At 57.5% G+C, this 25,123-nt stretch carries 23 protein-coding genes; 11 read left to right on the top strand and 12 right to left on the bottom strand.

Annotation, left to right across the window (positions count from 1 at the left end; genetic code table 11):
• Nucleotides 1-116 precede the first annotated feature (116 nt).
• Nucleotides 117-2,957, top strand: a complete 2,841-nt coding sequence (gene uvrA / locus NXF97_RS04620; RefSeq protein WP_274956614.1) for an excinuclease ABC subunit UvrA — start codon at nucleotides 117-119, stop codon at nucleotides 2,955-2,957.
• Nucleotides 2,954-3,835, top strand: a complete 882-nt coding sequence (gene rfbD, locus NXF97_RS04615; RefSeq protein WP_274956613.1) for a dTDP-4-dehydrorhamnose reductase — start codon at nucleotides 2,954-2,956, stop codon at nucleotides 3,833-3,835. The genes uvrA and rfbD overlap by 4 nt, the downstream gene beginning before the upstream one ends.
• A gap of 45 nt (nucleotides 3,836-3,880) precedes the next feature.
• On the opposite strand, the gene NXF97_RS04610 is transcribed toward rfbD, so the two are convergent.
• The 5 genes from NXF97_RS04610 to NXF97_RS04590 form a co-directional block, all read right to left on the bottom strand.
• Nucleotides 3,881-5,428, bottom strand: coding sequence for an SLC13 family permease (locus NXF97_RS04610; RefSeq protein ID WP_274956612.1), 1,548 nt, complete (start codon nucleotides 5,426-5,428; stop codon nucleotides 3,881-3,883).
• A gap of 243 nt (nucleotides 5,429-5,671) precedes the next feature.
• The gene (locus NXF97_RS04605) at nucleotides 5,672-6,262 is read right to left on the bottom strand and encodes a TMEM165/GDT1 family protein (protein WP_274956611.1); all 591 of its coding nucleotides are present in this window, start codon (nucleotides 6,260-6,262) and stop codon (nucleotides 5,672-5,674) included.
• A 359-nt stretch (nucleotides 6,263-6,621) separates the two neighbouring features.
• The gene (locus NXF97_RS04600; protein ID WP_074009753.1) at nucleotides 6,622-7,410 is read right to left on the bottom strand and encodes a fumarate reductase subunit C; all 789 of its coding nucleotides are present in this window, start codon (nucleotides 7,408-7,410) and stop codon (nucleotides 6,622-6,624) included.
• A gap of 243 nt (nucleotides 7,411-7,653) precedes the next feature.
• Nucleotides 7,654-8,580: a LysR family transcriptional regulator gene (locus tag NXF97_RS04595; RefSeq protein ID WP_022372644.1), complete on the bottom strand. Its 927-nt coding sequence runs from the start codon at nucleotides 8,578-8,580 to the stop codon at nucleotides 7,654-7,656.
• 11 nt (nucleotides 8,581-8,591) lie between these two features.
• Nucleotides 8,592-9,245 carry a hypothetical protein gene (locus tag NXF97_RS04590; RefSeq protein ID WP_274956610.1) on the bottom strand — a complete coding sequence of 218 codons (654 nt, stop codon included), beginning with the start codon at nucleotides 9,243-9,245 and terminating at the stop codon, nucleotides 8,592-8,594.
• Nucleotides 9,246-9,854: 609 nt separating this feature from the next.
• Here NXF97_RS04590 and NXF97_RS04585 point away from each other — a divergent pair.
• A complete protein-coding gene (locus NXF97_RS04585; protein WP_274956609.1) occupies nucleotides 9,855-10,109 on the top strand; it encodes a hypothetical protein in 255 nt (84 codons plus the stop codon).
• A gap of 604 nt (nucleotides 10,110-10,713) precedes the next feature.
• The gene (locus NXF97_RS04580) at nucleotides 10,714-10,968 is read left to right on the top strand and encodes a hypothetical protein (RefSeq protein ID WP_274956608.1); all 255 of its coding nucleotides are present in this window, start codon (nucleotides 10,714-10,716) and stop codon (nucleotides 10,966-10,968) included.
• A gap of 111 nt (nucleotides 10,969-11,079) precedes the next feature.
• Here the strand turns inward: NXF97_RS04580 and NXF97_RS04575 are convergent, their stop codons facing one another.
• Entirely contained in the window at nucleotides 11,080-11,523 is a 444-nt protein-coding gene (locus tag NXF97_RS04575) for a phosphate-starvation-inducible PsiE family protein (protein ID WP_274956607.1), read from the bottom strand.
• 172 nt (nucleotides 11,524-11,695) lie between these two features.
• Here NXF97_RS04575 and upp point away from each other — a divergent pair, with 172 nt between their 5' ends.
• Complete coding sequence (upp, locus tag NXF97_RS04570) at nucleotides 11,696-12,343, top strand: uracil phosphoribosyltransferase (protein WP_022372647.1); 648 nt, start codon at nucleotides 11,696-11,698, stop codon at nucleotides 12,341-12,343.
• Nucleotides 12,344-12,411: 68 nt separating this feature from the next.
• On the opposite strand, the gene NXF97_RS04565 is transcribed toward upp, so the two are convergent.
• The 6 genes from NXF97_RS04565 to NXF97_RS04540 form a co-directional block, all read right to left on the bottom strand.
• On the bottom strand, nucleotides 12,412-12,786 hold the full coding sequence (locus NXF97_RS04565; protein WP_022372648.1) for a hypothetical protein: 375 nt from the start codon (nucleotides 12,784-12,786) through the stop codon (nucleotides 12,412-12,414).
• Nucleotides 12,787-12,813: 27 nt separating this feature from the next.
• The gene (iscB, locus tag NXF97_RS04560) at nucleotides 12,814-14,091 is read right to left on the bottom strand and encodes an RNA-guided endonuclease IscB (protein ID WP_274956606.1); all 1,278 of its coding nucleotides are present in this window, start codon (nucleotides 14,089-14,091) and stop codon (nucleotides 12,814-12,816) included.
• Nucleotides 14,092-14,385: 294 nt separating this feature from the next.
• Nucleotides 14,386-15,387, bottom strand: a complete 1,002-nt coding sequence (locus tag NXF97_RS04555) for a class 1 fructose-bisphosphatase (protein WP_022373228.1) — start codon at nucleotides 15,385-15,387, stop codon at nucleotides 14,386-14,388.
• A gap of 23 nt (nucleotides 15,388-15,410) precedes the next feature.
• Complete coding sequence (gene pepN, locus NXF97_RS04550; protein WP_274956605.1) at nucleotides 15,411-18,083, bottom strand: aminopeptidase N; 2,673 nt, start codon at nucleotides 18,081-18,083, stop codon at nucleotides 15,411-15,413.
• 171 nt (nucleotides 18,084-18,254) lie between these two features.
• Nucleotides 18,255-18,872, bottom strand: a complete 618-nt coding sequence (locus NXF97_RS04545) for a cytochrome c3 family protein (protein ID WP_274956604.1) — start codon at nucleotides 18,870-18,872, stop codon at nucleotides 18,255-18,257.
• A gap of 270 nt (nucleotides 18,873-19,142) precedes the next feature.
• Nucleotides 19,143-19,955: a TOBE domain-containing protein gene (locus tag NXF97_RS04540; RefSeq protein WP_274956603.1), complete on the bottom strand. Its 813-nt coding sequence runs from the start codon at nucleotides 19,953-19,955 to the stop codon at nucleotides 19,143-19,145.
• A gap of 197 nt (nucleotides 19,956-20,152) precedes the next feature.
• On the opposite strand from NXF97_RS04540, the gene modA reads away from it, so the two are divergent.
• The 6 genes from modA to greB all read left to right on the top strand — a co-directional run bounded on the left by modA (nucleotide 20,153) and on the right by greB (nucleotide 25,086).
• Entirely contained in the window at nucleotides 20,153-20,911 is a 759-nt protein-coding gene (modA, locus tag NXF97_RS04535; protein ID WP_022373224.1) for a molybdate ABC transporter substrate-binding protein, read from the top strand.
• Between the two features lie 38 nt (nucleotides 20,912-20,949).
• The gene (modB, locus tag NXF97_RS04530) at nucleotides 20,950-21,630 is read left to right on the top strand and encodes a molybdate ABC transporter permease subunit (protein WP_022373223.1); all 681 of its coding nucleotides are present in this window, start codon (nucleotides 20,950-20,952) and stop codon (nucleotides 21,628-21,630) included.
• Entirely contained in the window at nucleotides 21,627-22,466 is an 840-nt protein-coding gene (modC, locus tag NXF97_RS04525) for a molybdenum ABC transporter ATP-binding protein (protein ID WP_022373222.1), read from the top strand. Before modB ends, modC begins: the two co-directional genes overlap by 4 nt.
• Nucleotides 22,467-22,605: 139 nt before the next feature.
• Complete coding sequence (gene argF, locus NXF97_RS04520; protein WP_022373221.1) at nucleotides 22,606-23,520, top strand: ornithine carbamoyltransferase; 915 nt, start codon at nucleotides 22,606-22,608, stop codon at nucleotides 23,518-23,520.
• Nucleotides 23,521-23,706: 186 nt separating this feature from the next.
• A complete protein-coding gene (locus NXF97_RS04515) occupies nucleotides 23,707-24,429 on the top strand; it encodes a pseudouridine synthase (RefSeq protein WP_084765957.1) in 723 nt (240 codons plus the stop codon).
• A 75-nt stretch (nucleotides 24,430-24,504) separates the two neighbouring features.
• Nucleotides 24,505-25,086, top strand: coding sequence for a transcription elongation factor GreB (gene greB / locus NXF97_RS04510; protein WP_022373219.1), 582 nt, complete (start codon nucleotides 24,505-24,507; stop codon nucleotides 25,084-25,086).
• Nucleotides 25,087-25,123: the final 37 nt, after the last annotated feature.

The raw sequence follows: 25,123 nt of genomic DNA, 5'->3' as shown, positions 1-25,123 counted from the left end.
TCTGAATGTCTGACGTGTGTTTTTTCGTTGTGCGGGCTATATTAGTAGGTTCTTTCTTTCTGAGCCTTAAGAGAAAGCTTCTGACCACTTTTTTCGTTCCGGCACTGTGAAACGCTATGGCAAACGACTGGATCCGTATCCGCGGCGCACGCACGCACAACCTGAAAAATGTGAACGTCGATATTCCCCGCAACAAGCTCACGGTAATCACGGGGCTTTCGGGGTCCGGCAAAAGTTCGCTTGCCTTCGATACCCTTTACGCCGAAGGCCAGAGGCGCTACGCCGAAAGCGTGAGCTCCTACGCACGGCGCTTTATGGACGTTCTGGATAAGCCCGACGTTGACAGCATCGAGGGGCTCTCCCCTTCGATTTCCATTGAACAGCACACGGGAACGCTCGGTTCACGCTCCACGGTCGCAACCGTTACGGAAGCAGCCGACTATCTGAGGCTTTTGTTTGCCCGCGCAGGGCGCCCGTACTGCCCCGAGCACCATGTGCCGTTGTCGCGCTGTGGCATTCATGATATGGTGGACGCCGCGTTAAAGCTTCCCGAAGGGACGAAAGTCATGATTCTGGCGCCCGTTTCCCGCGACACGCGCCTAGTGGTGGGGCAGGCGGCAGCGGAAATGAGCCGCCGGGGCTTTGTGCGCGTAAGGCTTGACGGAGCAGTGAGCGCGACCGAAGAGCTTTTAGGCGACAAAACCGACGGCGTTCACACGCTTGAAGCCGTCGTCGACCGCCTCAAAATCAGCGATCAGTCACGCTCGCGCCTTGCCGAAAGCTTTGAGGCGGCGGTGCGGTTAAGTGACGGCAAAGCCATTCTTGCGCCGATGGAAGGCAACTTCCCGGAGCAAAGCTTTTCCACCCGCTACGGCTGCCCCGTGTGCGGCTACAGTGCCGCAGAACCCACGCCCCCGATGTTTTCCTTTAATAACGCGCTCGGGGCCTGCCCCAAGTGTGAGGGCACGGGGCGCGTGGATCAGTTTGATCCGCACCTTGTGGTCCGCGATCCGGAGCTCTCCTTGGGCGAAGGCGCCGTGTGCGGATGGTCTCCGAAAAGCCGCGCCAACTGGCAGATTCTGGAGCGCCTTGCCGACAAAATGGGCTTTAACCTCGCGGCGCCCTGGAAAAAACTCTCGCCCGAGGTGCAGCACTTCATTTTGTACGGTGACGGCAGGGAAGGCGGTTTTACGGGCGTGATCGGCGCGTTGGACCACGACTGGGAGCGTAAAAGAAGTGAAGCCGCCCGCGTGGGGCTGAAACAAATGCGCACCGTGTCGGTGTGCCCGGAGTGCGGGGGAGCCCGCTACAGGAAAGAAGTGCTGGACGTTTATCTCGGTGAAGGTGACTCGCGCGTCAATATTGCCGAACTCACGGCCATGAGTCTAACGGACGCACGCGACACACTCAGAGAGCTCACCTTTTCGCCCGAGCGCAAGGCCGTCGCAGAGGGGCCCGTTGCCGAACTTTTAAAGCGCCTCGCGTTTCTCTGTGACGTGGGCCTGGGGTATCTGACGTTAAACCGTGAGGCTTCCACCCTTTCAGGGGGCGAAATGCAGCGTATCCGTCTTGCAGGTCAGATCGGTTCGGGCCTCACAGGCGTTACGTATGTGCTGGATGAACCCACGATCGGGCTGCATCAGAGAGACAACGAAAAACTGATTGCCATGATGAAGCGGCTCTCTGAAGCCGGCAACACCGTGGTTGCGGTTGAACACGACATCGATGTGATCCGCGCCGCCGACTACATCGTGGATATCGGGCCGGGCGCCGGCGAGCACGGCGGCGAAGTGATCGCGCAGGGGACGCCCGCGGAGGTGGCTCAAAACCCCGCCTCCAAAACCGGCGCCTACCTCTCGGGGCGCGCCCGCGTGGAAGACGACGGCAAGGGGCGTCCGAAAGAAATGACTCAGTTTCTGACACTGGAAGGCGCGCGTGGGCACAACCTCAAAAACCTCACCTGTCACTTCCCGGTGGGGGCGGTGACGGTGGTGACCGGGGTGTCGGGTTCAGGGAAGTCAACGCTTGTGAACGACACGCTGGGCGCCGCGCTCAGACGGCACTTTAACCACACGAAAGAGCGGCCGCTTGAATACGACCGCATCGACGGGCTGGATCTCATTGACAAGGTGATCGACGTGGATCAGAGCCCGATCGGAAAGACGCCGCGCTCCAACCCCGCAACCTACACGGGGCTTTTCACGAGTATCCGCGATATCTTTGCGCAGACGCCCTCGGCGATTGAACGCGGCTACGACTCAGGGCGTTTTTCCTTTAATACGCCGGGCGGGCGCTGCGAAGCCTGTGAGGGCGACGGCGTCATCAAAATTGAGATGGGATTTCTGCCGCCCGTTTACGTCACCTGCAGCACCTGTCAGGGACGGCGCTACAACCGCGAAACGCTGGAAGTAAAGTACAAGGGGAAAAACATCTGCGACGTGCTCAATATGACGGCTTCGGAGGCGGCGGACTTTTTCTCGGCCTTTCCGGCGGTTTCAAGAAAATTGAGAACGCTTGAAGAAGTGGGCCTCGGCTACATCCGCCTGGGGCAAAGCGCGGTGACTTTCTCAGGCGGTGAAGCCCAGCGCATCAAGATTGCCGAAGAACTTTCAAGGCGCGATACGGGAAGCACGCTCTACATTTTGGACGAACCCACCACGGGGCTGCATTTTGATGACGTGGCGGCCTTAATGAAGGTGCTTCGCAAACTCACGGCGCTCGGCAACACGGTGATTGTCATTGAACACAATCTGGACGTGATCCGCCTTGCCGACTGGATCGTGGATATCGGCCCGGACGGAGGCTCCAGGGGCGGGGAACTCGTTGCCGAAGGCCCGGCAGACGTGATTGCCGCGTGCCCTGCAAGCCTTACCGGAAAGTATCTGAGGGAAGAACTTGCACGCACCGTTGTAAAGCCCGCGAAAAAGAGTGCGTCCCGCAAAAAGGCGGCGGCATGATGGTCCTGGTCCTGGGCGCGGGAGGCCAGATCGGAAAAAGCCTCATGAAGCGTGTGCCGCCGGGCGTGAAGGCCGTGGGTCTCACGCACGCGGCGCTTGATCTCACGGACGAAAGTGCTCTTTGGTCGGCACTTGAGTCGTACAGCCCTGAAGCAGTCATTAACGCCGCGGCATACACGGCGGTGGATCGGGCGGAAACAGAATCCGCGGCCGCCTTTGCCGTCAATGCCCGGGCGCCGGAGCTCATTGCGCACTGGTGCCGCATGCGGGCCGTGCCCTTCATTCATTTCGGCACCGACTACGTTTTTGACGGCACAAAAAACGGGGCCTATACGGAAGCCGATCCCGTTTCGCCCGTTAACGTCTACGGCCGCAGTAAAGCCGAAGGCGAAGCGGCCGTCATCCGTGAAGGCGGCGCCGTACTGCGCGTGGGCTGGGTGCACGCAAGTACCGTGAGGGGCTTTGTCCCCTGGGTTGTGAAAGGCCTTTTGGCCAGAGGTGACCTGCGTGTCGCCGGTGATCAGAAGGGGGCTCCCACCGCAGCCCGCACGGCAGCGGAAATTGCCTGGCAGGTGCTTTCCGCCGTCGGGCCGAACCGGGCGGCAGGCGGCCTTTATCACGCAGCGTCCTCAGGCGTTACAACGCGCTTTGAGGCAGCCTGCTTTATCCGGGACTGCCTCACGCAGGAAGGCTTGGCCGTGCGGGGAAAACTGACTGAGGTAAAAACAAAGGACATTGCTTTTGCGGCCGCCAGGCCCTTAAATTGTGTCCTCGCAACAGATCGCCTTCACCGCGTCTTCGGCATTGAGGCAGGGCCCTGGCAGACAGGGCTCTCGCAGACCGTGAGAAGAATCCTTTCAGAAATCTCCGTGCGGTAAAAAACGGCCGAACGTAAAGTCCGGCCGTTTGCTCAGGTGCGTGTTTTAGAGCGGTGCCTGGAGGCTACTCAGAATCCCCGGCGCAATGAGGATGCAAAGCAGCGGAATCAGGATGATTGCGACGATGTTAAGCCAGATACCCGCGCGGATCATTTCGCCGATCCGGATTTTGCCGGTACCGAAGACCATGGCGTTCGGAGGCGTACCCACCGGCATCATGAACGCGCAGGAGGCGCCGAACGTGGTGCAGAGAAGCAGTGTTTCAGGATTGATCTTTAGCGACTCAGAAATCGCGGCCACAAGCGGCATCATCGTGGCGGCGAGCGCCGTGTTGGAGGTAAATTCCGAAGCCATGACGGCAATGGCTGTCACGCCCGTCGTGATCCCCCAGTCCGGAAGGCCCGAAAGCCCCATGGCGGCAGAGCCTACGACCTGTGCGGCACCGGTACTCTGAATGGCCGCAGCCATCGAGAGACCGCCCCCGAAGAGAAGCAGCACGTCCCAGCTGATCGCTTCCGAAGCGCTTGACCAGTCAAGCGCGTGGATGCCTTTTTTGTAGTCAACCGGAATAATGAAGAGGATGATGCCCGCGCCCATGGCAATCACGGCGTCGCTCATGGGCTTAAGAGGCTTCATGCCGCCGATTTCAAGGGCTCTCAGGAAGGGCCCGAACACCCAGAGAAGCGCCGCGCAGACAAAGACCGTTAGGACGATCTTTTCGCCGCGGGAGAGTTTGCCGAGCGAAGCAAGTTCCGCCGACACCCATTCGCGTCCACCTTCGATCGCATCAATCTGCTGACGGAAGAGAAACTTCGTCATGATGATGTAGGTGGCAGCCAGAAGCCCGATGCCCACGGGCAGCGAAATCTTGAGCCACTCAAGAAAGCTCACCTGTTCGTTGTAGGTCTGTTCCACAAACCGCACGAAGATGCCGTTCGGAGGCGTACCGATCAGGGTGATCATACCGCCGAGGCTGGCGCCGTAGGCAATGGACAGCAAAAGGCAGACATTAAAGTTGTGTTCCCGCACATCGGGCGCATCGAGCTTACTTTTGCGGCGCACCACACCCATGATGGCAATGGCAATCGGCAGCATCATGGCGGCGGTGGCGGTGTTGCTCACCCAAGCCGACAGAAACGCCGTTGCCAGCATCACGCCCAGAATGATCTGCTGCGGGCGCGTGCCCACGATGCGGATCGTGAGAAGCGCAATGCGGCGGTCAAGACCCCAGCGGGCAATACCTGCGGCAATCAGAAAGCCGCCCATAAAGAGGTAGATCGTGCTGTTGGCGTAGTTCTTCAGCGCTTCAGCGGGCGTGGTGATCCCGAAAAGCGGAAAGATCACGATGGGCAGAAGCGCCGTGACGGCAATCGGCACGGCTTCGGTAAACCACCAGATGCCCATCCAGAGCACGACGGAAGCACAGGCGCGGCCCGCATGGGAAAACTGTGCGGTCTCGCCCGCGGGCGTCGTGTACGTTTCTGGCAGGATGAAGTAAAAGGCGAGCGCCAGAAGCGGGCCCAGAATGAGGGGTATGAGCTTGGTCTTGTTGCTTAACGCACCAATCTCAATGCTAGATTCGTGTTGGGACATTTAATTTGTCTCCCCGTGGTGGAGCAGGCGATGCAAGGGTTTGCCTGCTGCGGTTATCGGTTCAGCCCCGTCCGGTTTTTATTTTTGTAAACGAGACTTCTCGCTTTTGATGCTAGTCAAACTCTTAGAGTGAGACAACCCCGGAATATCCGTAGATACCCTTAAAAATAAACCGCCGCTTTTCGTTTGAGAGTCAATCTCAATGAAGTAGCGGCGGATTTCCCGTAGGCAAAACGGGAGGGATCAGACGTCGGGAGCGTCGGCAACGGCCGCCAAAACCGCAAGAAGCACAAAGATGGCGGCAGCGATCCGGCGCATCCACTTCATGGAGAGTTTCTCGGAGAGTTTGTTGCCGATAAAGACCGCGGGGACGTCCGCAAGCAGTATGCCGAGCGTGGTGCCGGTAACGACGGAAATCACGCTCGTGGCGTAGCTCGCACCCAGGGCCATTGTGGCAATCTGCGTTTTATCCCCCATTTCCGCAAGGAAAAAGAGTACGCACGTCGTACCGAACACGCCGAAGCGTTTGTGTGCAAAGACGCAGGAATCTTCTTCCATTTTGTCGGGAATGAGAATCCAGACGGCCATTGCGAGAAAGGCCGCCACCAGAATCCAGCGCAGAACCTCCGGATCGATGAAGGAGGCAACGGAGGCGCCTAAAAGTCCGGCTATGGCGTGGTTGGCGACGGTAGCGGCGAGTATGCCCAGACAGATGGGCATCGGCGCACGAAAGCGCGCCGCAAGGAAAAACGCAAGCAGCTGCGTTTTATCCCCGATTTCAGCGGCCGTGACGACAGCCGTGGAGATGCCGATAAGCTGAAGTGATTCAAACATGGGTTCAGGCGAAGTTGACGGTACAAAACACGTACGAAGGACGGACCGGATGTCAACTTCTTCGGGTTAGAGAAGCCGGGCAGTCTTTCGCAGGTCTTGCTGTCGGACGGAGTTTTGTTTCGGGACTTTCCTGTCGTAGTCTGCACCACAAAGGCCGGGCTTTTGTTCGTCCGGTCTCTGAGTCTGTTGATGCAGACGCTGTTTGCTTCGGAACCGCGCCGCAAAACGCGTTCCCGGAAGTTTTCAGCCAACTACTCCCCTGAAAAGGAGGCGGCATCTTATCAAAGGCAGATACAAAAAAGGCGCCGGACTTAACCGACGCCTTTGGGTAACCTTAAGCTGATAGTTTCAGCAGAGGATTACTTGGCAAACCAGTTGTTCTGGGGCACGTAGCGGACAGCGGCCTGGTCGCTTTCAACGAGCTGCTTGCCGTTCATGTAGAAGGTCGTGGCAGTGAAGGCACCGCAGACGATCATGAGAAGGGCAACCACGAGCATCGTCGTACGGAAGCCGTGAGCGCGGCCCTTGATGACGTCCCACTTAACACCGAGACGGTACAGACCGATCATGCCGTGCAGTTCCGTGGCAACGAGGAAGATGAACGTCCAAATGAGACCCATGTGATAGGTGTGAACGGAGGAGAGGTTGGGGTCGATTTCAGACGGAGCCGTGAGCATGCCCATCACGTGCGGGAAGACCGTGGCGGTGAGGATGATGGCGGTCACGAACTGGATGACCCACAGACGCGTATCCGTGTGATGCACAAACTTGTTGTGTGCGAAGATGTCGCGCAGCTGCTTATAAGAGGTCGGGAAGCGGCGCAAGGCGCACAGAGCGTGGATGATGACGAGCACCGTGATCACAGCCACGAAGATGAAGTGAGCCCAAACCTGTTCATGCCCGAAGATCGGGGTAAGGCCGGAGCACTGGATGAGGTTCCAGAAGAGGTCCTTGCCGAATTGAATGGAGCTCGTAAAGGCCATGTGGCAGAAGAGGAACAGACCGAGCAGCAGGCCCGTAACGGACTGAGCCACGTCAAAGTAGGCCGTCCACTTGCTTGCGCGCTTGGCGTCCTTGAGCGTAACACCGGCGATCACTTCGTCCGAAGTCGGCGTATGAGCGAACTTGATTTGTTCAGGAGTCGTCATGACTGATTTCCTTTGTTTGAGATTGGGGGCCCGGATGCACTGAAAACTCACCGCGCACCGGTTGTCTTTCTTGTTGAGCGAATCATGCTCCCTTAAGGAAATTTAAGGATTGACTTTTGTCAATATTCGTTACTTAAAACGAAAGGAAATCGAAGAATTTTCCGAAGAAATTACGTGTTAACCCTGAATAATGAATGAAGTATCACTCTTAAATAAAGGGTTAACCCGTAATTTTTGAAAAAATTAACCGTGGCGGAATTCACGTTCGCCGACGGTGTGCATCACATCAATGAGACTTTGGGCGGCTTTGCTGAGATAGGTGTCCTTGCGCCGGGCCGCGACGACCTGACGCGGGGGAACGAGCGGCGCAATTTCAAAAAAGCGCACGGGCTGAGCGGTGGGGCAGCGCCGGGCGAGTGTTTCGGTGACAAAGGTGGCACCGAGTCCGGCGCTTGCAAGCATCAGCGCCGCAATCGGGGATTCACTCTCAAGCACAATGCGCGGGGAAACCGAGCAGCGCGAGGAGAGGTTCCAGAAAAGCCGGTGAAATTTCTGGCCTCGCCGCAAGGTGATGAAGGGTTCCGCATCAAGCCGCGAGAAATCGAGCTTGTCAAATTCGGCCTTGGTTTCAGGGACGGACTTTGCCAGAGCACTGTCCGCTGCCGTGGCGATGAGGATTTTCTCGTCGTAAAGCGCTGTGTAGGTGAGTTCGTTGTTGAGAACCGGCGCAAGCACAATGGAGACGTCGGTTGTGCCGTCGGCGGCACAGGTCTCGAGTGCGTCGTTGGTGGCTTCCACCAGCGTAATGTCAATGGCGGGGAAAAGGCTTCTGAACCGAGGCAGCACCAGCGGCAGAAAGTAGCTTGAGCGGTACTGGGAGACTCCGAGCCTCACGTGCCCGCGGATGCCGGCGCCGATATCGGCGATCTCTTTGGTTCTGAGGTCCCGGAGCTGCTCAATGCGCCGCTCAGTCTGCAGAAAGCAGTCTCCGGCGGCCGTAAGCCTTAAAGGGCGGCTCGTGCGGTCAATGAGTTCGGTGCCGGCTTCGGCTTCCAGGCGCTGAATGAACTGTGACAGCGAAGGCTGCGAAATATCGAGGTAGCGCGCAGCCTGCGAAAAACTCCCCTGTGATACCAGGGCTGAGAGGTAGCGGTAGGTATGGTCTGCCATCGTCCGGATTCTCAGCGTTTCTGTTCTTGTGCCTGCTCTTTTTCAGCCGTTCCGGTGTTGCCCGGCAACTCTTTTACCGGTGTCTTTTCAACGGCCATGATGGGTTTGGCCGGTTCCTTTTCGCGGTGACCGAGAAAACCGAAGAAGCCGCTCTTAGCCTTTTTATCAGCGGGAGCCGCGGGTTTAAATTCCACGCCGTTTTTCTCGGCGACCGCGTCGATTTTGACGTCAAGCGCGGCAAGCGTTGACTGCAGCGCTGCAATCTGCGTGAGAAGCTTTTCGCGGAAGGCGTCCCGGTCCTTTATGTTCTGCGCTTCAGTGTCCGCAAACTTCTGTTCCAGTGCGGCAAGTTCTTCGTGAAAGGCTTTCTTACTTTCTTCAAAGCGGGACTTTTCGGCGCTGTCGGCAAGCCCGCGGCTTGAATCGGCTTCTTTGTAAGCCTTGCGGATTTCAAGCAGGGTGGCTGCCTGCTGCAGCAGCGCCCAGATGATGCCCGCAATCCAAAGCACGCCCAAAACCAGCAGGAGAATGAGGCCGAGCGGCGCTTCCGTGTCGGTGTACAGGAGATTCACCGGGACCGGCGCCGTGATGCCCGGCCAGTTGAGAATCAGAAAGACAGCGGCAACAATGCAGAGAAAAACAAGAACAACGGTTCGAATCGGCATGACGGCAAACCTCCGCGCCAGAAAGGTTGGTTTGCCGTTCATTATAGGTGGCGGGCTATGGAAAATTGTCTTGCCGCAGGAAATCGTTACAGACGCCGGAAGTTTTCCGGCGTCTGTGCCTCTTAGTGCGCTCGGCATGAGCGCGTTCTAACGGGTGAAAGTCCCGAGTGCAGGGGGTAGCACAAAGCACATAGCCAAGAGCAAGGGTGTCCGCCGCGAGGCGGGATCTGAAGGAAGCTGGAGGCAAACCACTGACCTGACGTACAGAAACTGCATAAGGCATTTGAAGATGGGTAAGTCTGCTAAACAAGATGAAGCCCGAAGCTACACGGAATCCGAGGTGTAAATGCAGCAGGTACATGGTGGGAAAGAACGCGTTCTTACCCGAGGAGGACTCACGGACTTCAATGCAACAGCATTGTCGGAGTAAAGCTTGCCGTGAGTAGTCAGCAACGGTCATAGTAAGCAGGGCAGTACCTGACGAAGGACCAAATTTATAGGAGTACGGTGCCGTAGACACAAAGTCGCATGGCGCAGAAAACATAAGAAACCTGTCTGAGTTTTGGTACCCACGGAATGGGAAGAGGAACTCAGGAGGGCGCAACGGCCGTGATGGACATGGAAAACACCGCACATACCCCGCCTGCTTTCACGGGGATCACACTTGAAGCGATACTGAGCACTGAAAACCTGCTCACGGCGCTCAAACGCGTCGAGAGCAACAGAGGTGCTCCCGGTGTCGACGGGATGACGACTGAAGAAATTCGAGCGTATATCTTTGCGTATCCGGGCGAGCTTAGGAGTGCGATTCTGACGGGTAAATACCGCCCTTCTCCCGTGAAACGGGTATCTATACCGAGTTAACGGTATGGGAAGGTAAAACTATGAAAACCGCCGTAAAACACTGCGTGAGCAGTGCCTACCAGATCGGTACGGGCGGTGGTGTGGAAGGACGGCGGGGCCTAGCCCCGCCTCCTATCCGATGTGCGCTCGGCATGAGCGCGTTCTAACGGGTGAAAGTCCCGAGTGCAGGGGGTAGCACCAAGCACATAGCCAAGAGCAAGGGTGTCCGCCGCGAGGCGGGATCTGAAGGAAGCTGGAGGCAAACCACTGACCTGACGTACAGAAACTGCATAAGGCATTTGAAGATGGGTAAGTCTGCTAAACAAGATGAAGCCCGAAGCTACACGGAATCCGAGGTGTAAATGCAGCAGGTACATGGTGGGAAAGAACGCGTTCTTACCCGAGGAGGACTCACGGACTTCAATGCAACAGCATTGTCGGAGTAAAGCTTGCCGTGAGTAGTCAGCAACGGTCATAGTAAGCAGGGCAGTACCTGACGAAGGACCAAATTTATGGGAGTACGGTGCCGTAGACACAAAGTCGCATGGCGCAGAAAACATAAGAAACCTGTCTGAGTTTTGGTACCCACGGAATGGGAAGAGGAACTCAGGAGGGCGCAACGGCCGTGATGGACATGGAAAACACCGCACATACCCCGCCTGCTTTCACGGGGATCACACTTGAAGCGATACTGAGCACTGAAAACCTGCTCACGGCGCTCAAACGCGTCGAGAGCAACAGAGGTGCTCCCGGTGTCGACGGGATGACGACTGAAGAAATTCGAGCGTATATCTTTGCGCATCCGGGCGAGCTTAGGAGTGCGATTCTGACGGGTAAATACCGCCCTTCTCCCGTGAAACGGGTATCTATACCGAGTTAACGGTATGGGAAGGTAAAACCATGAAAACCGCCGTAAAACACTGCGTGAGCAGTGCCTACCAGATCGGTACGGGCGGTGGTGTGGAAGGACGGCGGGGCCTAGCCCCGCCTCCTATCCGATACCTTCAGTGGTCATGGAGTTCGAGGTTTTCTTCACGATCCAGAGCGCTGCGACGAGAATCAGAATCGCCAGGGCTGTAAAGAGCATGTACTCGGGCGAAATGTGCTTATAGTCCACCACGATGTAGCGCGACACCGCAACGATTGCCAGAGCAATCGGCGTGTGAATCGGAATTTCGCGGGTGCCGAAGCAGGCCCCTTTAACCATCGAAATCACGGCGATGTAAAGAAAGAGCATCAAGAGGTCGCCCAGACTGATGTTTCGCGAGAGACTCATCTCCCAGATGGACTGCGCGATGCCGGCGACGGCCGCAAGTGCGATCGCAACGAGCGCCACAGCCTGCGCATAGGTGAGCCACTTATTGAAAATGATGCCCGGACCCTCAAGAAAGTGAGGCGAGTTGGGGTTTTCGGGCGTTTTGTCGGATTCAGACATGTTTGAATAAAACCGTGGGACTTAACGGAAAAAGTCGTGCGATCTTAGGGGAAAACGGCGTGAAACACATGTCTTTTTTGCAAGCGGTTGCAAGATTTCATGAGGCTTAAGAATTTGCCTGACACGAGTATCATTACCAGCAGTCTGCAACCGATCTTGGGAATAAATTTATATGAAAACCGACGCCCGTTTCCCGCGACTTCATATCGTTGATCATCCGCTGATTCAGCACAAACTCACCATCATGCGTCAGAAAGAGACGAGTACCAACGTGTTTCGTCAGCTGCTGCATGAAATCACCGTGCTGATGGGCTACGAACTCACGCGTGATCTGCCGCTTTCGCACCGTCATATTGAAACCCCGATCGGACCGATGCAGGCGCCGACTCTTGCCGGCAAAAAGCAGGTGATCGTGCCGGTGCTGCGTGCCGGGCTCGGAATGAGTGACGGCCTTCTGCAGCTCATGCCTTCGGCGCGTGTGGGGCATATCGGCATGTACCGCGATGAAAACCACCGGCCGGTGGAGTACCTCGTGCGGCTTCCTGACGTCACCGACCGCCTCTTTATCATCTGTGATCCGATGATGGCGACCGGCTACTCGGCCGTGCATGCCGCAGATGTTCTGAAAAAACGCGGTGTGGCGGGAAATTCCATCCGCTTCCTTGCGCTTGTGGCAGCTCCCGAAGGCGTTGAGGTGTTCCAGAAGAACCACCCCGATATTGATGTGTATGTCGCTTCGCTTGATGAAAAACTCAATGAAAAGGCCTACATCGTGCCGGGCCTGGGCGACGCCGGTGACCGGCTCTTCGGCACCAAATAAACGGTAATGACGCCAAAACGGGCTGCCTTTTTGAAGTAGCCCGTTTTTTTAATCCTTGGGGTAAACCGTTACTCAGCCAGCCAGTTTCTGAGTTTCTCTTTGCCGGCCTTGTAGCCTTCCTTCGTTTTTTCCTTGGCGGCGGCCCACCCTTCGGCAGACAACTCTTTGGTTTTATCCCAGCTGTCGGAAGTGATGTCCTTGGCCTTGTCCCAGCCTTCAGACGCGGACTTTTTTGCGTCAGACCACGCGTCAGAGGCTTTGTCAGCGGACTTCTCCCGTGTTTCAGCGGTGGCGTCCTTGGCCTTTTCCCAGGTGTCTGCAGCCGCTTCTTTGGTAGCCTGCCAGCTCTTTTTCAGATCATCGGTAAACGACGACTGGGCGCTCACGGAGCTGACGGCCAAAAGGGCCGTTACGGCGGTAAGAACGGCTGCAGTTTTTTTCATAGAAATTCCGCGATTCCTCCCGCGTCTTCAGACGCGGGAGGAATCGCGGCCCTCCTTTCTCAGTTCAGTTAAAAACATCTTTCGCTTCTCAAGAAGCGAAAGTTTCTTGTAGGAAATACCGGCAGAAATCTTTGTACCGTCCAGACGGCGCACATCGAATGCACCCGAGGAGCGTCTGCCAAAAATAAAGCCGACTTCCCCTTTGCACAGCACCTTGTCAAAGAGCCTGAAGCCGTGCACTAGGTACGGAGCCTGATGGCGCTTGCGCACACCGCCTTTGAGAATCGTCAGCTTGTGGATCTGGCGATTGTGGCGGCGCGTCTGTTTCTGAAACAGGTATTCGCCCCAACGTTTTGCGTCGAGGACGCCGGCAATGCAGAAAGCGTCCGCGCAATGCGTCTTCGGCAAGCCCGCGACGATGCGCTTGTGTTTGGTCAGATACCCGTAGGTATTCGTGACAGGCAATTCGGGATGGCGCTCGCGCAGGCGGTTGAGCACCGTCCAACGCATGATGCCCATGAAAGTCTCTGCCCTGAAAGAAGCGCCGCGCCGGGGACTGAACTGCTTCAACTTGCCTGCATGATACGCCTTGTGGCACGCCTCACAGAGCGTGATGAGGTTGCCCGGCGCGTCGCCTCCCGTTTTCCGACTCTCAATGTGATGCACGTTGAGAATCAGATCTTTCGATCTGCCTTTGCAGGCTTGGCAAACGTGACCGTCGCGGAAAAGAACGTACTCGCGCACGTTCCAGAATCCGAGCTGGTCGCCCTGCTGATAGTCCGTGCCTTCGACTTCGGGATTCTTGATCTTCTGAATGTCGAAGGATGCGGTTTCAATCACGATTTTGGTGATCGGAAGCACTCGGCAAACCGCTTCAATGCGCGATATGTGCGCCTGAATGCGGTTCTCCACGGACGGCGCAAGCCAACCCTTGTGCTTTGATCGAACGCGATTATCAAAACGCGGCGCACGGTAGCGGGTCTTGCGGTTGCGTCGGGCGCGGCGAAGTTCCAAGCGATCCGAGAGCAAGCCCGTCACGTCCTGCCGCAGTTCGACCTCGGAAGCCAACAACTCTTCCTTGGCGGTCGTTGCGCTCAGGCCGACGTGCTTGTAGCCCGCATCCACACCCAAGGTGATCGGCTGCTTGGTTTCGCCCGTCGGCACCGTCAGTTGAATCACAAAGGGCGTTCGGCGCACAGGCACGGCCTTCCCGGCCCGAAGGAGCTTACGCGCCCTGGGCGGGGAGCACGGCATGAGCGGTTGCCCGCGCATATTCAACACAAAAACTTTCAAAGTGTTCTCCATTGACGGATACCTCACGGGCTCCGTCTGCTCGACCTTGCGGTCGGTGGTGATCCTTCGCCAATGTTGGAAGGGGTTTGTTGTCTGAAGCACCGCTCCTACCTCTCAGAGCTTTTAACCGCAGACTGCAGAGCGCGGGACTGGGATCGACATCCCGCGGTGCCTGTTTGCGTCCCGTCTTGCGACGGAACGGATTCCCAACCAACGGAGTCCGTCCGAAAACGGACTGAGGCTAGTCAACCAAGACTTGTTGCCAAGCCTCTGACTTCAGCCAGGGGTAGTTGACAGGAAGGTTCCTTAATTTTTGTGGTAGGACGTGACGAGTTCCACCTCGTTTTTCGCTCCGAGAAATACTGCCACACGCTGGTGTAATTTTTCCGGGGCAATTGAAAGAATGCGTTGCCGTCCGTCGGTCGAGGCGCCGCCCGACTGCTCAATGAGCCAGCTCATGGGATTGGCTTCGTACATCAGGCGCAGTTTCCCGGGCTTGGCCGGATCGCGGTCGTCCCTCGGATACATAAAGATACCGCCGCGGGAAAGAATGCGGTGCACTTCGGCGACCATCGCCGCCACCCAGCGCATGTTGAAGTCCTTGCCGCGCACGCCCGTTGTGCCCTGCAGCAGTTCAGCGACATAGCGCTTCACCGGTTCCTGCCAGTGGCGCATGTTGGACATGTTGATGGCAAATTCCTTGGTGTCGGCAGCGAGCGTCACAACCGGGGTCGTGAGGATAAAGTCGCCGCTGTCGGGATCAAGCGTAAACATCGCCACGCCCCGGCCAACGGTAAAGACAAGCTGCGTCTGCGGGCCGTAGATCACGTAGCCGGCGGCCAGCTGATTGTCGCCTGACTGCAGAAAATCATCATCGGTGATGTCGCGGGAAGCACCCTTAGGACTCGGCAGCACCGAGAAAATCGTGCCGATCGAGACATTGATGTCGATGTTGCTTGAGCCGTCCAGGGGGTCAAAGCAGATGAGGTAGGGACCAACGGGCTTATCGGCCGGAACCAAGAGGGCGTGATCCATTTCTTCGCTAGCCATGGCGCTCACGGCTCCCGTGGCAATGCAGCCTTCCACCATCAGGCGGTTACTGATGACGTCAAGCTTTTTCTGATCCTCACCCTGAATGTTTTCGGTGCCGGCCATGCCGAGAACGCCGGCAAGCGCGCCGCGGCTTACTTCGTAACTGATTTCCTTACTCGTTTCAGCCACACCGGTGATAAGGTCGGCAAGTTTCTGCGGCAGGCCGTTTTTTGTGACTTCCGCTTCAAGGTAATGCTTCAGTGTTGTGTGCGTCATAACTAAAAATTCCTGATAAACGGTTAACGGCAGTTCAAAGCCTTGTCGACGACTTCACGCACGCCCGAAGAAAGCGTGGTGTTTTGGGCGACCTCAGTAAGCGCCGCATGCATGAGTTTGGCGCGTGCCGGGTCAAACCGGCGCCAGTTGTCAAGAGCTCTTGCAAGGCGCGCGGCCACATGGGTATTAATTTTGTCCACGGCCTGCACGGTCTCCGCCCAGAAGCGGTAGCCCGAGCCGTCGGCACGGTGAAATTCGCCCGGATTGCGGGTAAAGAAGGCGTTTACAAGGGCGTAGACGTTGTTCGGATTTTTAATGGAAAAGACCTTGCTTGCCATCAGAGCCCGCACGCGGTCCACGACCGGGCATTCGTTGGCGCGCGCAACGGCCGTTGCCTGCACCGTAAACCACTTGTTCATCAGCAGCGGTTCGCTTACCCAGAGGCGTGCGGCGGCATCGAGCACGTCGACCTTTGCGGGGCTTTGGCTGTTGACAACCATCTGCAGCGCTGCGAGCCGGTCGGTGAGGTTGTCGCTGTTGTCAAACTGATCGCGTGCGGTTAAAAGCGCCTTGGCGCTGCCGCCCGCAAGCCAATAGTCAAGCGCCGTGTTTTTAAGTGCCCGCTTTCCGGCCTCAACCGCGTCGGGCGAATAGTCCGCCGCGGAGAAGTTCTTCAAAACGGTGGAAGAGAAGTCCTGGCTTAAGTGGCGTCCGAAAAAGGCCTGCGCGGAAAGCCAGGCCGTGCGCACGGCGTCCGGGTTAATCATGGCGCGCGTCATCGCAACCGTCATTTCGTCGGGCAGCTGCAGTGCTGCTGCCCTGAAGGCGGGCGAGAGACCATCGTCGTTAAGCACTGAGCGGAAGGTCGTTGACCAGGCGTCGTTCACTTCAGGCTCTTCGCCTGCCTCCACCATGTCGATCATGGTGTTTAAGCCGTCAACCGCCAGGCGCTGCATCGCTTCATAGCGGTTGAAGGGATCGCTGTCGTGGCAGGCCAGAAACGCGAGTTCTTCGCGGCTGTAGGGGTAGTCAAAGATCACAGGCGCGGAAAAGCCGCGGGCCAGAGAAAGCACGGGATTACATTCCACGTTTTTAAAGACCCACTCGTCGCTTTCGTCTTCAAGTATCAGGGTGCGCGTGGTCTGCGGTACGGCTGCTTCGTTGTCATCGGCGAGCTTCAGCGTCATGTCGCGGCCTTCGGTGTCGAGCAGCCCCACGGAAATCGGAATGACGAGCGGCGCCTTTTCCTTCTGGTCTGCCGTCGCCGGCGTTGCCTGCGAGGCTCTGAGCGTTAAGGTCTGATGAACTTCGTCGTAGCTTGTTTCCACCGACACGCGGGGGGTGCCTGACTGCGACCACCAGAGCGCAAAGTGTCCGAGATCGCGGTTGTTGGCTTCCGCCATCGCGGCAATGAAGTCATCGCACGTCACGGCGTTGCCGTCATGGAGCATGATGTAGCGGTCAAGCCCCTTGCGGAAACCGTCTTTACCGAGCATGGTCTGCAGCATGCGGATTACTTCCGCGCCCTTTTCATACACGGTCATCGTGTAGAAATTGTTGATCTCGCGGTAGCTGTCCGGACGGATCGGATGCGACATGGGGCCCGCGTCTTCCGGGAACTGCGCGGTTCTTAAGGCCTTCACGTCTTTGATGCGCTTGATGGCACGGGACGTGCTGTCCGGGGCCATGTCCATCGAGAACTCCTGGTCACGGAATACCGTGAGGCCTTCCTTTAAGGTGAGCTGGAACCAGTCTCTGAGCGTGACGCGGTCACCGGTCCAGTTATGGAAATACTCGTGTCCCACCACGGACTCAACGGCGGCGTAGTCGGCGTCCGTTGCAATGTCGGGCGTTGCCATCACGTAGCGGGAGTTAAAGATGTTGAGGCCCTTATTTTCCATGGCGCCGAAGTTAAAGTCATCGGTTGCCACGATCATGAAGCGGTCAAGGTCAAGTTCCAGACCCCAGCGCTCCTCATCCCAGAAAATGGCCTTTTTCAGACACTGCAGCGCCCAGGCGCTCTTGTCGAAATTCTTCTCTTCGGTCCAGACCTGCAGCAGGCACTCGTGCCCGTTTTTAAGCGTGATTTTGTCGCCGCGCACGGAAAAGCGGCCGGCCACCAGGGCAAAGAGGTAGCAGGGCTTTTTAAAGGGATCTTCCCAGCGCGCCCAGTGGCGCCCTTCGCTTTCATCGCCGCTAGCCACAAGGTTGCCGTTGGAAAGAAGCACCGGGTAGGCGGACTTGTCCGCGTGCATTGTCACCGTAAAGCGGCTCATCACGTCGGGGCGGTCGGGCCAGTAGGTGATCGCCCGGAACCCCTCGGCCTCGCACTGGCTCATAAAGGACCCCGCCGACATGTAGATGCCCGAGAGATCCGTGTTTTCGGCCGGGCTGAAGCGGTTTACGATCGTGATGTCGGTCTGGTGGCTTACGCCGTAGACCGTGAGCGAGTCTTCGGTGAGGCTGTATTCGTTGTCCTTGGCCTCACGGTCATTGATTCTGAGGCTTTCAAACGTGAGGTTGTGCCCGTTTAAGACGAGGTCATCGGTTTCGGCATCGCGCTTGGGTGTGACCTTCATGCGGCTTGTGACAAGCGTGCTCTGCGGGTCGAGAACAAAGTCAAGCTCCACCGAGTCAATCGAGTGGGTGTAGGGCTTGTAGTTCTTGCGGAAAATGGTACGGGGGGAATCAGTCACTTTGAAAAATTCCGAAGCTCAAAGTCTGAGCGTTAAAAAACAAAGGTTGCCGGGCATTCTAGCGCCGGCATCGGGGTTTTCGGCGCAGTGTGCGGACACAATTTTCAGACAAAGAAAAAGCCCGGGGAATTCTCTCCGGGCTTTGTGCCTGATCAGCTGATTACAGGCCGATTAATTGACGCCTTCCTTGGCGGCAGCTGCGGGTTTGGCCTCAGCCTTGTCGATCGCCTCGTAGTCGTGGCCGGCGGTCTTGTGGCATTCGATGCAGTCGGCTTCCGGCGTATCGGCCATCATCTTGTGCATCGGAGCAACCATGGGCTTGGCGGGGTTGACCTTAAAGTTATTGAGGTCATGGCAGCCGCGGCAGTTCTGGAAGCCCGTGGAGCGGGCCCACTTCAGATACTTCTCGGAAAGTTCATTCTGCATGGCCTTCTGCTTTTCCGGCGTGCTCATCGTGCCGCGGATTTCACCCCAAAGGGAAGAAGAACCGCTCATTGCCTTGTGCCAGAGCAGACCAACTACCTGAGCCTGAGAGATGGACTTTTCGGATTCATACTTCAGATGGCAGTCAACGCAGCCCACTTCAACGCCGACGTTGGTCTTGCCGTGCAGACCGTGCTGGTAAGCGGCATAGACGCGGTCCATGGAGTGGCAGAACGTGCCGCAGAACTGCGTGGAACCGGACCAGTGAACAACAGCCGTACCGGCGGAAACAAGGGCAACGCCCACAACGATACCGACCAGGACGAGGCCGCTGGCGAACCATTTGCTGTTTTTGTTAAAGCTCATTTTTCAACTCCTGAGCCATCCGCGGTACAAGACCGGAGGGGCTTATTTTTGTTTTTTCAGTGTGTGCGGCACGCCGTCTCTGAGGGGCGGGACGCAAAATTTCACGCGGCGCTGGTTCCGAGGACTGCGCCTGAATTTGTCTGCGGTGCACCCGGGCATCCACGGGGCAAATATTAAGTGGATCTGAAAACGAAGGGCCGTTCAGGGTTTTGACATTGATCAACGGCTTGAATCTTTGTATCCGAAGTTTACAGATCTGATAGAAGCGCCTTAAGTGAAAAGCCCGATCACAACACTCTGCGGTGAGATATAGGCCTCAGCGGTATCCCCGACACGTAAGCCGTGACGGGGGCGAGAAAACCCCACAAGGGACATACCGCCCGCAAGTCTCAGGGTCACTTCGCCGCCTCGGTCGGCGCGCGACGTTCTCACAACAGTCCCCCTGAGAATGTTGCCGTAATCCTGCTGCACGGCCTGCTGCGCGATTTCAACGGCCGTGGCTTTCGTCAGAGCGAGCACTTTTGTGCCGACGTCAAGCCCCATTAACTGGGCGCTTTCCTGCGTAAGCGTTGCCTTGAGGCTGTTTTCCTCGTCAATTTTCAGATGCACGCGCACCTGCGCGGCCCCGCGCGAAATCCGGGTGATGACGGCGGGAAGGTGGTTGCGCATCGAGGTGCGCAGCGTGGAAGCCGAGAGGTTGGCAAGTTCCGGAACAAACTCGGACTCAAACTGCGCAAGCACCGCGGCGCGTGCTTCCGCAAGGCGCGAGGCGAGTTTGAGAACCTGTTCTCCGACGGGGGTGAGCCGTGTGCCGCCGCCTTTGCTGCCGCCCACCACTTTTTCCACAAGCGGGCTGCCCGCGAGGTTTGAGAGCGTTTCAATGGCCTGCCAGGCGGCTTTATAGGAGACCCCGGCCGTGCGGGCGGCCTCTGAAATTGAGCCCGTCTCCCCGATGCGTCTGAGGATGTCGTAGCGCTTATCGACCATGCTGCTTAACTGGCGCGTGAGCGCAATGGGGTCGGCAAGCCTCGTCTTGAGCGGAGTCTGAGCCGCGCTTTCCTGAACCGTTTTTTCCTCAGCCATGAATCGCCCCGGGTAAAAGTGTCTGCCGAATGTCCGGCAAGTATTGCACGGGATAAAACGTTTTGCGACATCAGAAGAGGCATTCGTGATTCATTTTATGAATAACGTGCTATTCTCCCGAAACCGGCGGACGCGGCGCCTTGTTTTTGTGCCGGAGGCGGCCCGAGAACAGATTTTTTTTTCAGGGGAATAAAAAAATGACGAACCGTTTTGTGAAGGCAGCCGTTGCCGCTGTCTTTTGTGCCGCGGCTGCGGCGTCTTTTGCCGATGAAATTCACGTGGCGGTGGCCGCCAACTTCACGGCGCCGGCCAAAGAACTCGCGCCTGTTTTTGAAGCGAAGACCGGCCACAAGGTCATTCTGAGTTTTGGTTCGACCGGCATGTTCTACGGCCAGATCAAAAACGGTGCGACCTATGACGTTTTGCTGGCTGCTGACGCCAAGACGCCGAAAAAGGCTGTGACCGAAGGCTACGGTGTCGCAAGTTCCGTCTTTACCTACGCCGTGGGTAAGCTCGTCTTTTGGTCTTCGGACGCGGGCAAAATCAAGGACGGTGCGAAGCTTTTGGAAACGGCTGACTTCAATAAGTGTGCCGTGGCCCACCCAAAGCTTGCTCCGTACGGCCTCGCTGCTTATGAGACTTTGAAGCACATGAAGGTTTTTGAGAAGGTGCAGCCTAAGTTTGTCGAGGGCGACAACATCGGCAAGACCTTCCAGTTTGTGAAGACCGGCAACGCCGATGTGGGCTTTGTGGCCTTAAGTCAGGTCTATAAGAACGGCAAGATGACTTCCGGTTCGGGCTGGGTGATTCCGGCTGACTACTACGGTAAGATCCGCCAGGATGCGGTGCTTCTTAAAAACGGCAAGTCTCTGAAGGCTGCGGCAGAGTTTCTGCAGTTCTTAAAGGGCGGGGAAGCCGCCAAGGTGAAGACTGCCTACGGTTACGGCACAAACTGATTCATTAACGGCGGTGAGCAACAGACAGGAGACGGGAAGTGCCGGACGATATCTCTCTGGAACCTGTGTGGTTAAGCCTTGAGCTTGCCGCCGTCACGACTGTTGTCCTCCTGATCCTCGCAGCGCCCCTGGCGTGGTGGCTGGCACGCACCAAAAGCGCGTGGCGGGCGCCTGTGGGGGCGGTGGTCACGCTTCCGCTGGTGCTGCCGCCTTCGGTGCTCGGGTTTTATATCCTGGTGGCGCTTGGCCCGCACGGCCCCCTGGGGCAGCTTACGCAGTCAATGGGGTTGGGACTTCTTACCTTTACCTTTCCGGGCCTGGTGATCGGGTCACTCATTTACTCGCTGCCTTTTGCGGTGCAGCCCCTGCAGGCTGCGTTTGAAGCGCTCGGTGAGCGCCCCGCGGAAGTGGCCGCAACGCTTGGAGCCAAACCGATTGACGCCTTTTTTTCCGTGGTGCTTCCGCTGGTGCGCCCCGGCATATTCACGGCTCTGGTGCTCACCTTTGCCCACACGATCGGTGAGTTCGGCGTGGTGCTCATGATCGGCGGCAATATCCCCGGCAAAACCCAGGTTGTTTCCACCGAGATCTACACCTTTGTCGAAGCGATGGAATACGATAAGGCCCACTGGCTTGCGGGCGGCATGCTCGTCTTTTCCTTTGCGGTGCTTCTGGCACTTTCATTTCTTAACCGGCGTGCCAAGGCGGTGAGCGTATGACGGGACACGCGCAACTGAAACTCACCCGCACGGCCGGGTTTTCGCTTGACGTTGCCTTTGACATTCCGGAGGACGGCGTCACCGCCCTTTTCGGACCCTCGGGCTGCGGCAAGACGACGGTGCTGCGCTGCATCGCGGGCCTTGAGAAAGCCCGGGGGCGCGTCGTTGTGGCAGGCCGCGTCTGGCAGGACGATGCGGCCGGTATTTTTGTGCCGACCTATGCGCGGCGGCTCGGGTACGTCTTTCAGGAAGCCAGCCTTTTTGATCACTTAAACGTCCGGCAGAACCTTGAGTACGGGATGAAGCGCATCCGTGATGCGGACGCGGCCGAGCGCCTGGCGCATGCCGTGGAGCTTTTGGGAATCGGACATCTGCTTGACCGCCGGACCAACGAACTTTCGGGCGGCGAGCGTCAGCGTTGCGCCATTGCCCGAAGTCTTGCCGTCAAACCCACGATTCTTCTGATGGATGAGCCTCTGGCGAGTCTTGACAACGCCAGGCGCCGCGAAATTCTCCCGTGGCTTGAAAAGCTCAGAAAGGAGCTCAGCATTCCGATTCTTTACGTGACGCACTCCGAAGAGGAGGTTGAGCGTCTGGCCGACCGTGTGGTGATGCTGAGTCAGGGCAGAAAAACGGCCGAAGGACCGGTAAAGGACGTCTTTGCCTCGCGCCGTACCGTCGGAACGCTTTCGGCCGTTGTCGTTGAAGTTGATCCGGATTCTTCACGCATGAAGATAAGGCTTCCTGAAATGGGTGAGAAGGAGATCTGGATAGCGGCCACCGGAGCAAAACCGGGCGACGTGCTGAGTCTGGATCTCTCCGCCGCCGGCGGTTAGGACCACAGTCTTTTCCTCAGGCCGGCCCGCGCATTAAAATCAGCAGGATTATCTGAGTTTTTTCACCTCGGAAAAAACGCGCCGGCACCGGCCTTACGGCCGGGCGCCGACGTCAGAAATTTTTTAAACGACTGCAGCCATGACGATCCGACACTTTCTCAAGCTTTCCGACTTTACCGCTGACGAACTCAACCACATGCTTGACCGCGCGCTTGCGATCAAGGCACTGCAGAAAGCGGGCATCCCCTACGAACCTTTCCGCGGCAAAGTGCTCGCGATGATCTTTGAAAAGGCAAGCACCCGCACGCGTGTTTCCTTTGAAGCGGGTTTTTATCAGTTCGGCGGCAACGTCATCAATCTGACGTCTCAGGGCTCGCAGCTCGGGCGCTCGGAATCCATCGAAGACACGGCGCGCGTCATCAGCCGCATGGTCGATCTGGTGATGATCCGCACTTTCGGGCAGGACCGCCTGGAAGCGTTTGCAAAAAACAGCAAGGTGCCGGTGATTAACGGCCTTACCAATGAATATCACCCTGTGCAGATCATGACCGACATCATGACCTTCATGGAGCACCGCGGTTCGATTCAGGGTAAAAAGGTTGCCTGGATCGGGGACGCGAACAACATGAGCTACTCCTGGCTTGAAGCGGCAAAAATCCTGGGATTTCATATGACGCTTGCGATCCCCGAGGGCTATCCGATTGACACCAAACTCATCCCCGCGGGGACCGATTACTACACGGTGACGCGTGATCCGGTTGAAGCCGCCCAGGGCGCCGATCTTGTCACCACGGACGTCTGGACCTCGATGGGCTTTGAAGAAGAAAACGCCAAGCGCCGCAAGGACTTTGCTGACTTCCAGGTCAACGACCGTGTGATGAAGGCCGCCAACCCCGGCGCGCTTTTCATGCACTGCCTGCCCGCGCACCGCGGTGAAGAAGTCACGGCTGACGTGATCGACGGACCCCAGTCCGTGGTGTGGGATGAGGCCGAAAACCGTCTGCACGCGCAAAAAGGCATCATGGAATACTGCCTTCTGGGCCGCGTCGGCTAAACAGCTGTGGCAGAACGCAGTTTTCCCAAGACAAGCCGCAGGCCGCGGCCGGTGAACCGGGGCTTCGTGAAAAGCCACGGTAAGCCCGCTTTCGGAGGAGCGCCCTTTGCCGGGCGCCGCCCCGTAAAGGCGCCGACAGCGGCCGCGCCGGCTGATCCCGACGCACCGCAGCGGCTCAGTAAGCGCATGAGTGAACTCGGCCTTTCAAGCCGTCGGGAGGCCGATGCCTGGATTGCCGCGGGCTGGGTGAAGGTTAACGGCGTTACCGCTGAGCTCGGTCAAAAGGTGACGCGTGAGGACGTGATCACCATTGACCGCCGGGCAAGTGCCGAGCAGGGTGAGCGCGTCACGATTCTCATCAATAAACCTGTGGGATACGTGAGCGGCCAGGCTGAAGACGGCTATGAGCCCGCAAAAGTTCTCGTGACGCCGGAAAATCACTGGGCCAAAGACACGAGTCCGAGGCGCTGGTCGCGCGCGCAGCTCGCGCATCTGGTGCCAGCAGGGCGCCTCGATATCGACTCCATGGGGCTGTTGGTCCTCACGCAGGACGGGCGCGTTGCCAAAACCATCATCGGTGAAACGAGTGACGTCGACAAAGAGTACATCGTGCGTGTGGGTAACGCCGACGGCACGGTGCCGCTGCGGCTTTCGGACAAAAACCTTGCGCTTTTAAATCACGGCCTGTCGCTTGACGGCGTGGCGCTTTTGCCCGCAAAGGTGACGCGGCTTAATGCCGATGAGCTGCAGTTTGTGCTCCGTGAAGGTAAAAAGCGTCAGATCCGCCGTATGTGTGAGGCTGTGGGGCTTAAAGTGCTGCGGCTTAAACGCGTGCGTATCGGCCGCGTGCGGTTGGGAGACCTTCCTTTGGGTGCGTGGCGCTACTTAGGCGAAAACGAGGCCTTTTAGGCGCCCGCTGCCGGCTTAAAATCCTCCGGCTTTTCGGGCGGGCAATTGAGTGCCGCCCGTTGTGGAACATGAGCTATGACTGAGCAGACAATGCAGAGCGCGCAGGACGGCGACGAAGAGGAAGTAAAGCTTCCCGGGCTGCCTGCAAACACCAAAAACTACATGACGCCCGCCTGCTACCGCAGGCTTTTGGACGAGCGTGAACACCTTGTGAACGTCGAACGTCCTCAGGTTGTGAGCGTTGTGAGCTGGGCCGCCAGTAACGGTGACCGCAGTGAAAACGGCGACTATCAGTACGGTAAGCGCCGTCTGCGCGAAATTGACCGCCGCATCCGCTTTTTAAATAAGCGCGTGGAGTCTGCTGAAGTCGTGGATCCGGAAACGCGTCCCGCGACCGATCAGGTCTTTTTCGGTGCTACGGTCACGTATGAAAACCTCACGACCGGGGAAGAGCACACGATCCGCATTGTGGGGATTGATGAAGCCGATCCCGATCACGGGGACGTGAGCTGGATCAGTCCGATTGCCCGCGTGTTTCTCAAAAAGCGTGAGGGTGATGAAGTGCGGCTTCCGACGCCTGCGACAATCGATCATCCGGCGCGTGTTGAAGAGCTTGAGATCGTTGAGGTGCGCTATACGGCCGAGCAGCCGTACTGATTCACGCAATACGCTTCAAAAAAGAGGCCGGTTTCTT

The organism is Duodenibacillus massiliensis, assembly GCF_928721995.1.
GTDB lineage: Bacteria > Pseudomonadota > Gammaproteobacteria > Burkholderiales > Burkholderiaceae_F > Duodenibacillus > Duodenibacillus massiliensis.
This window is presented reverse-complemented; position numbering and strand designations above follow the sequence as displayed.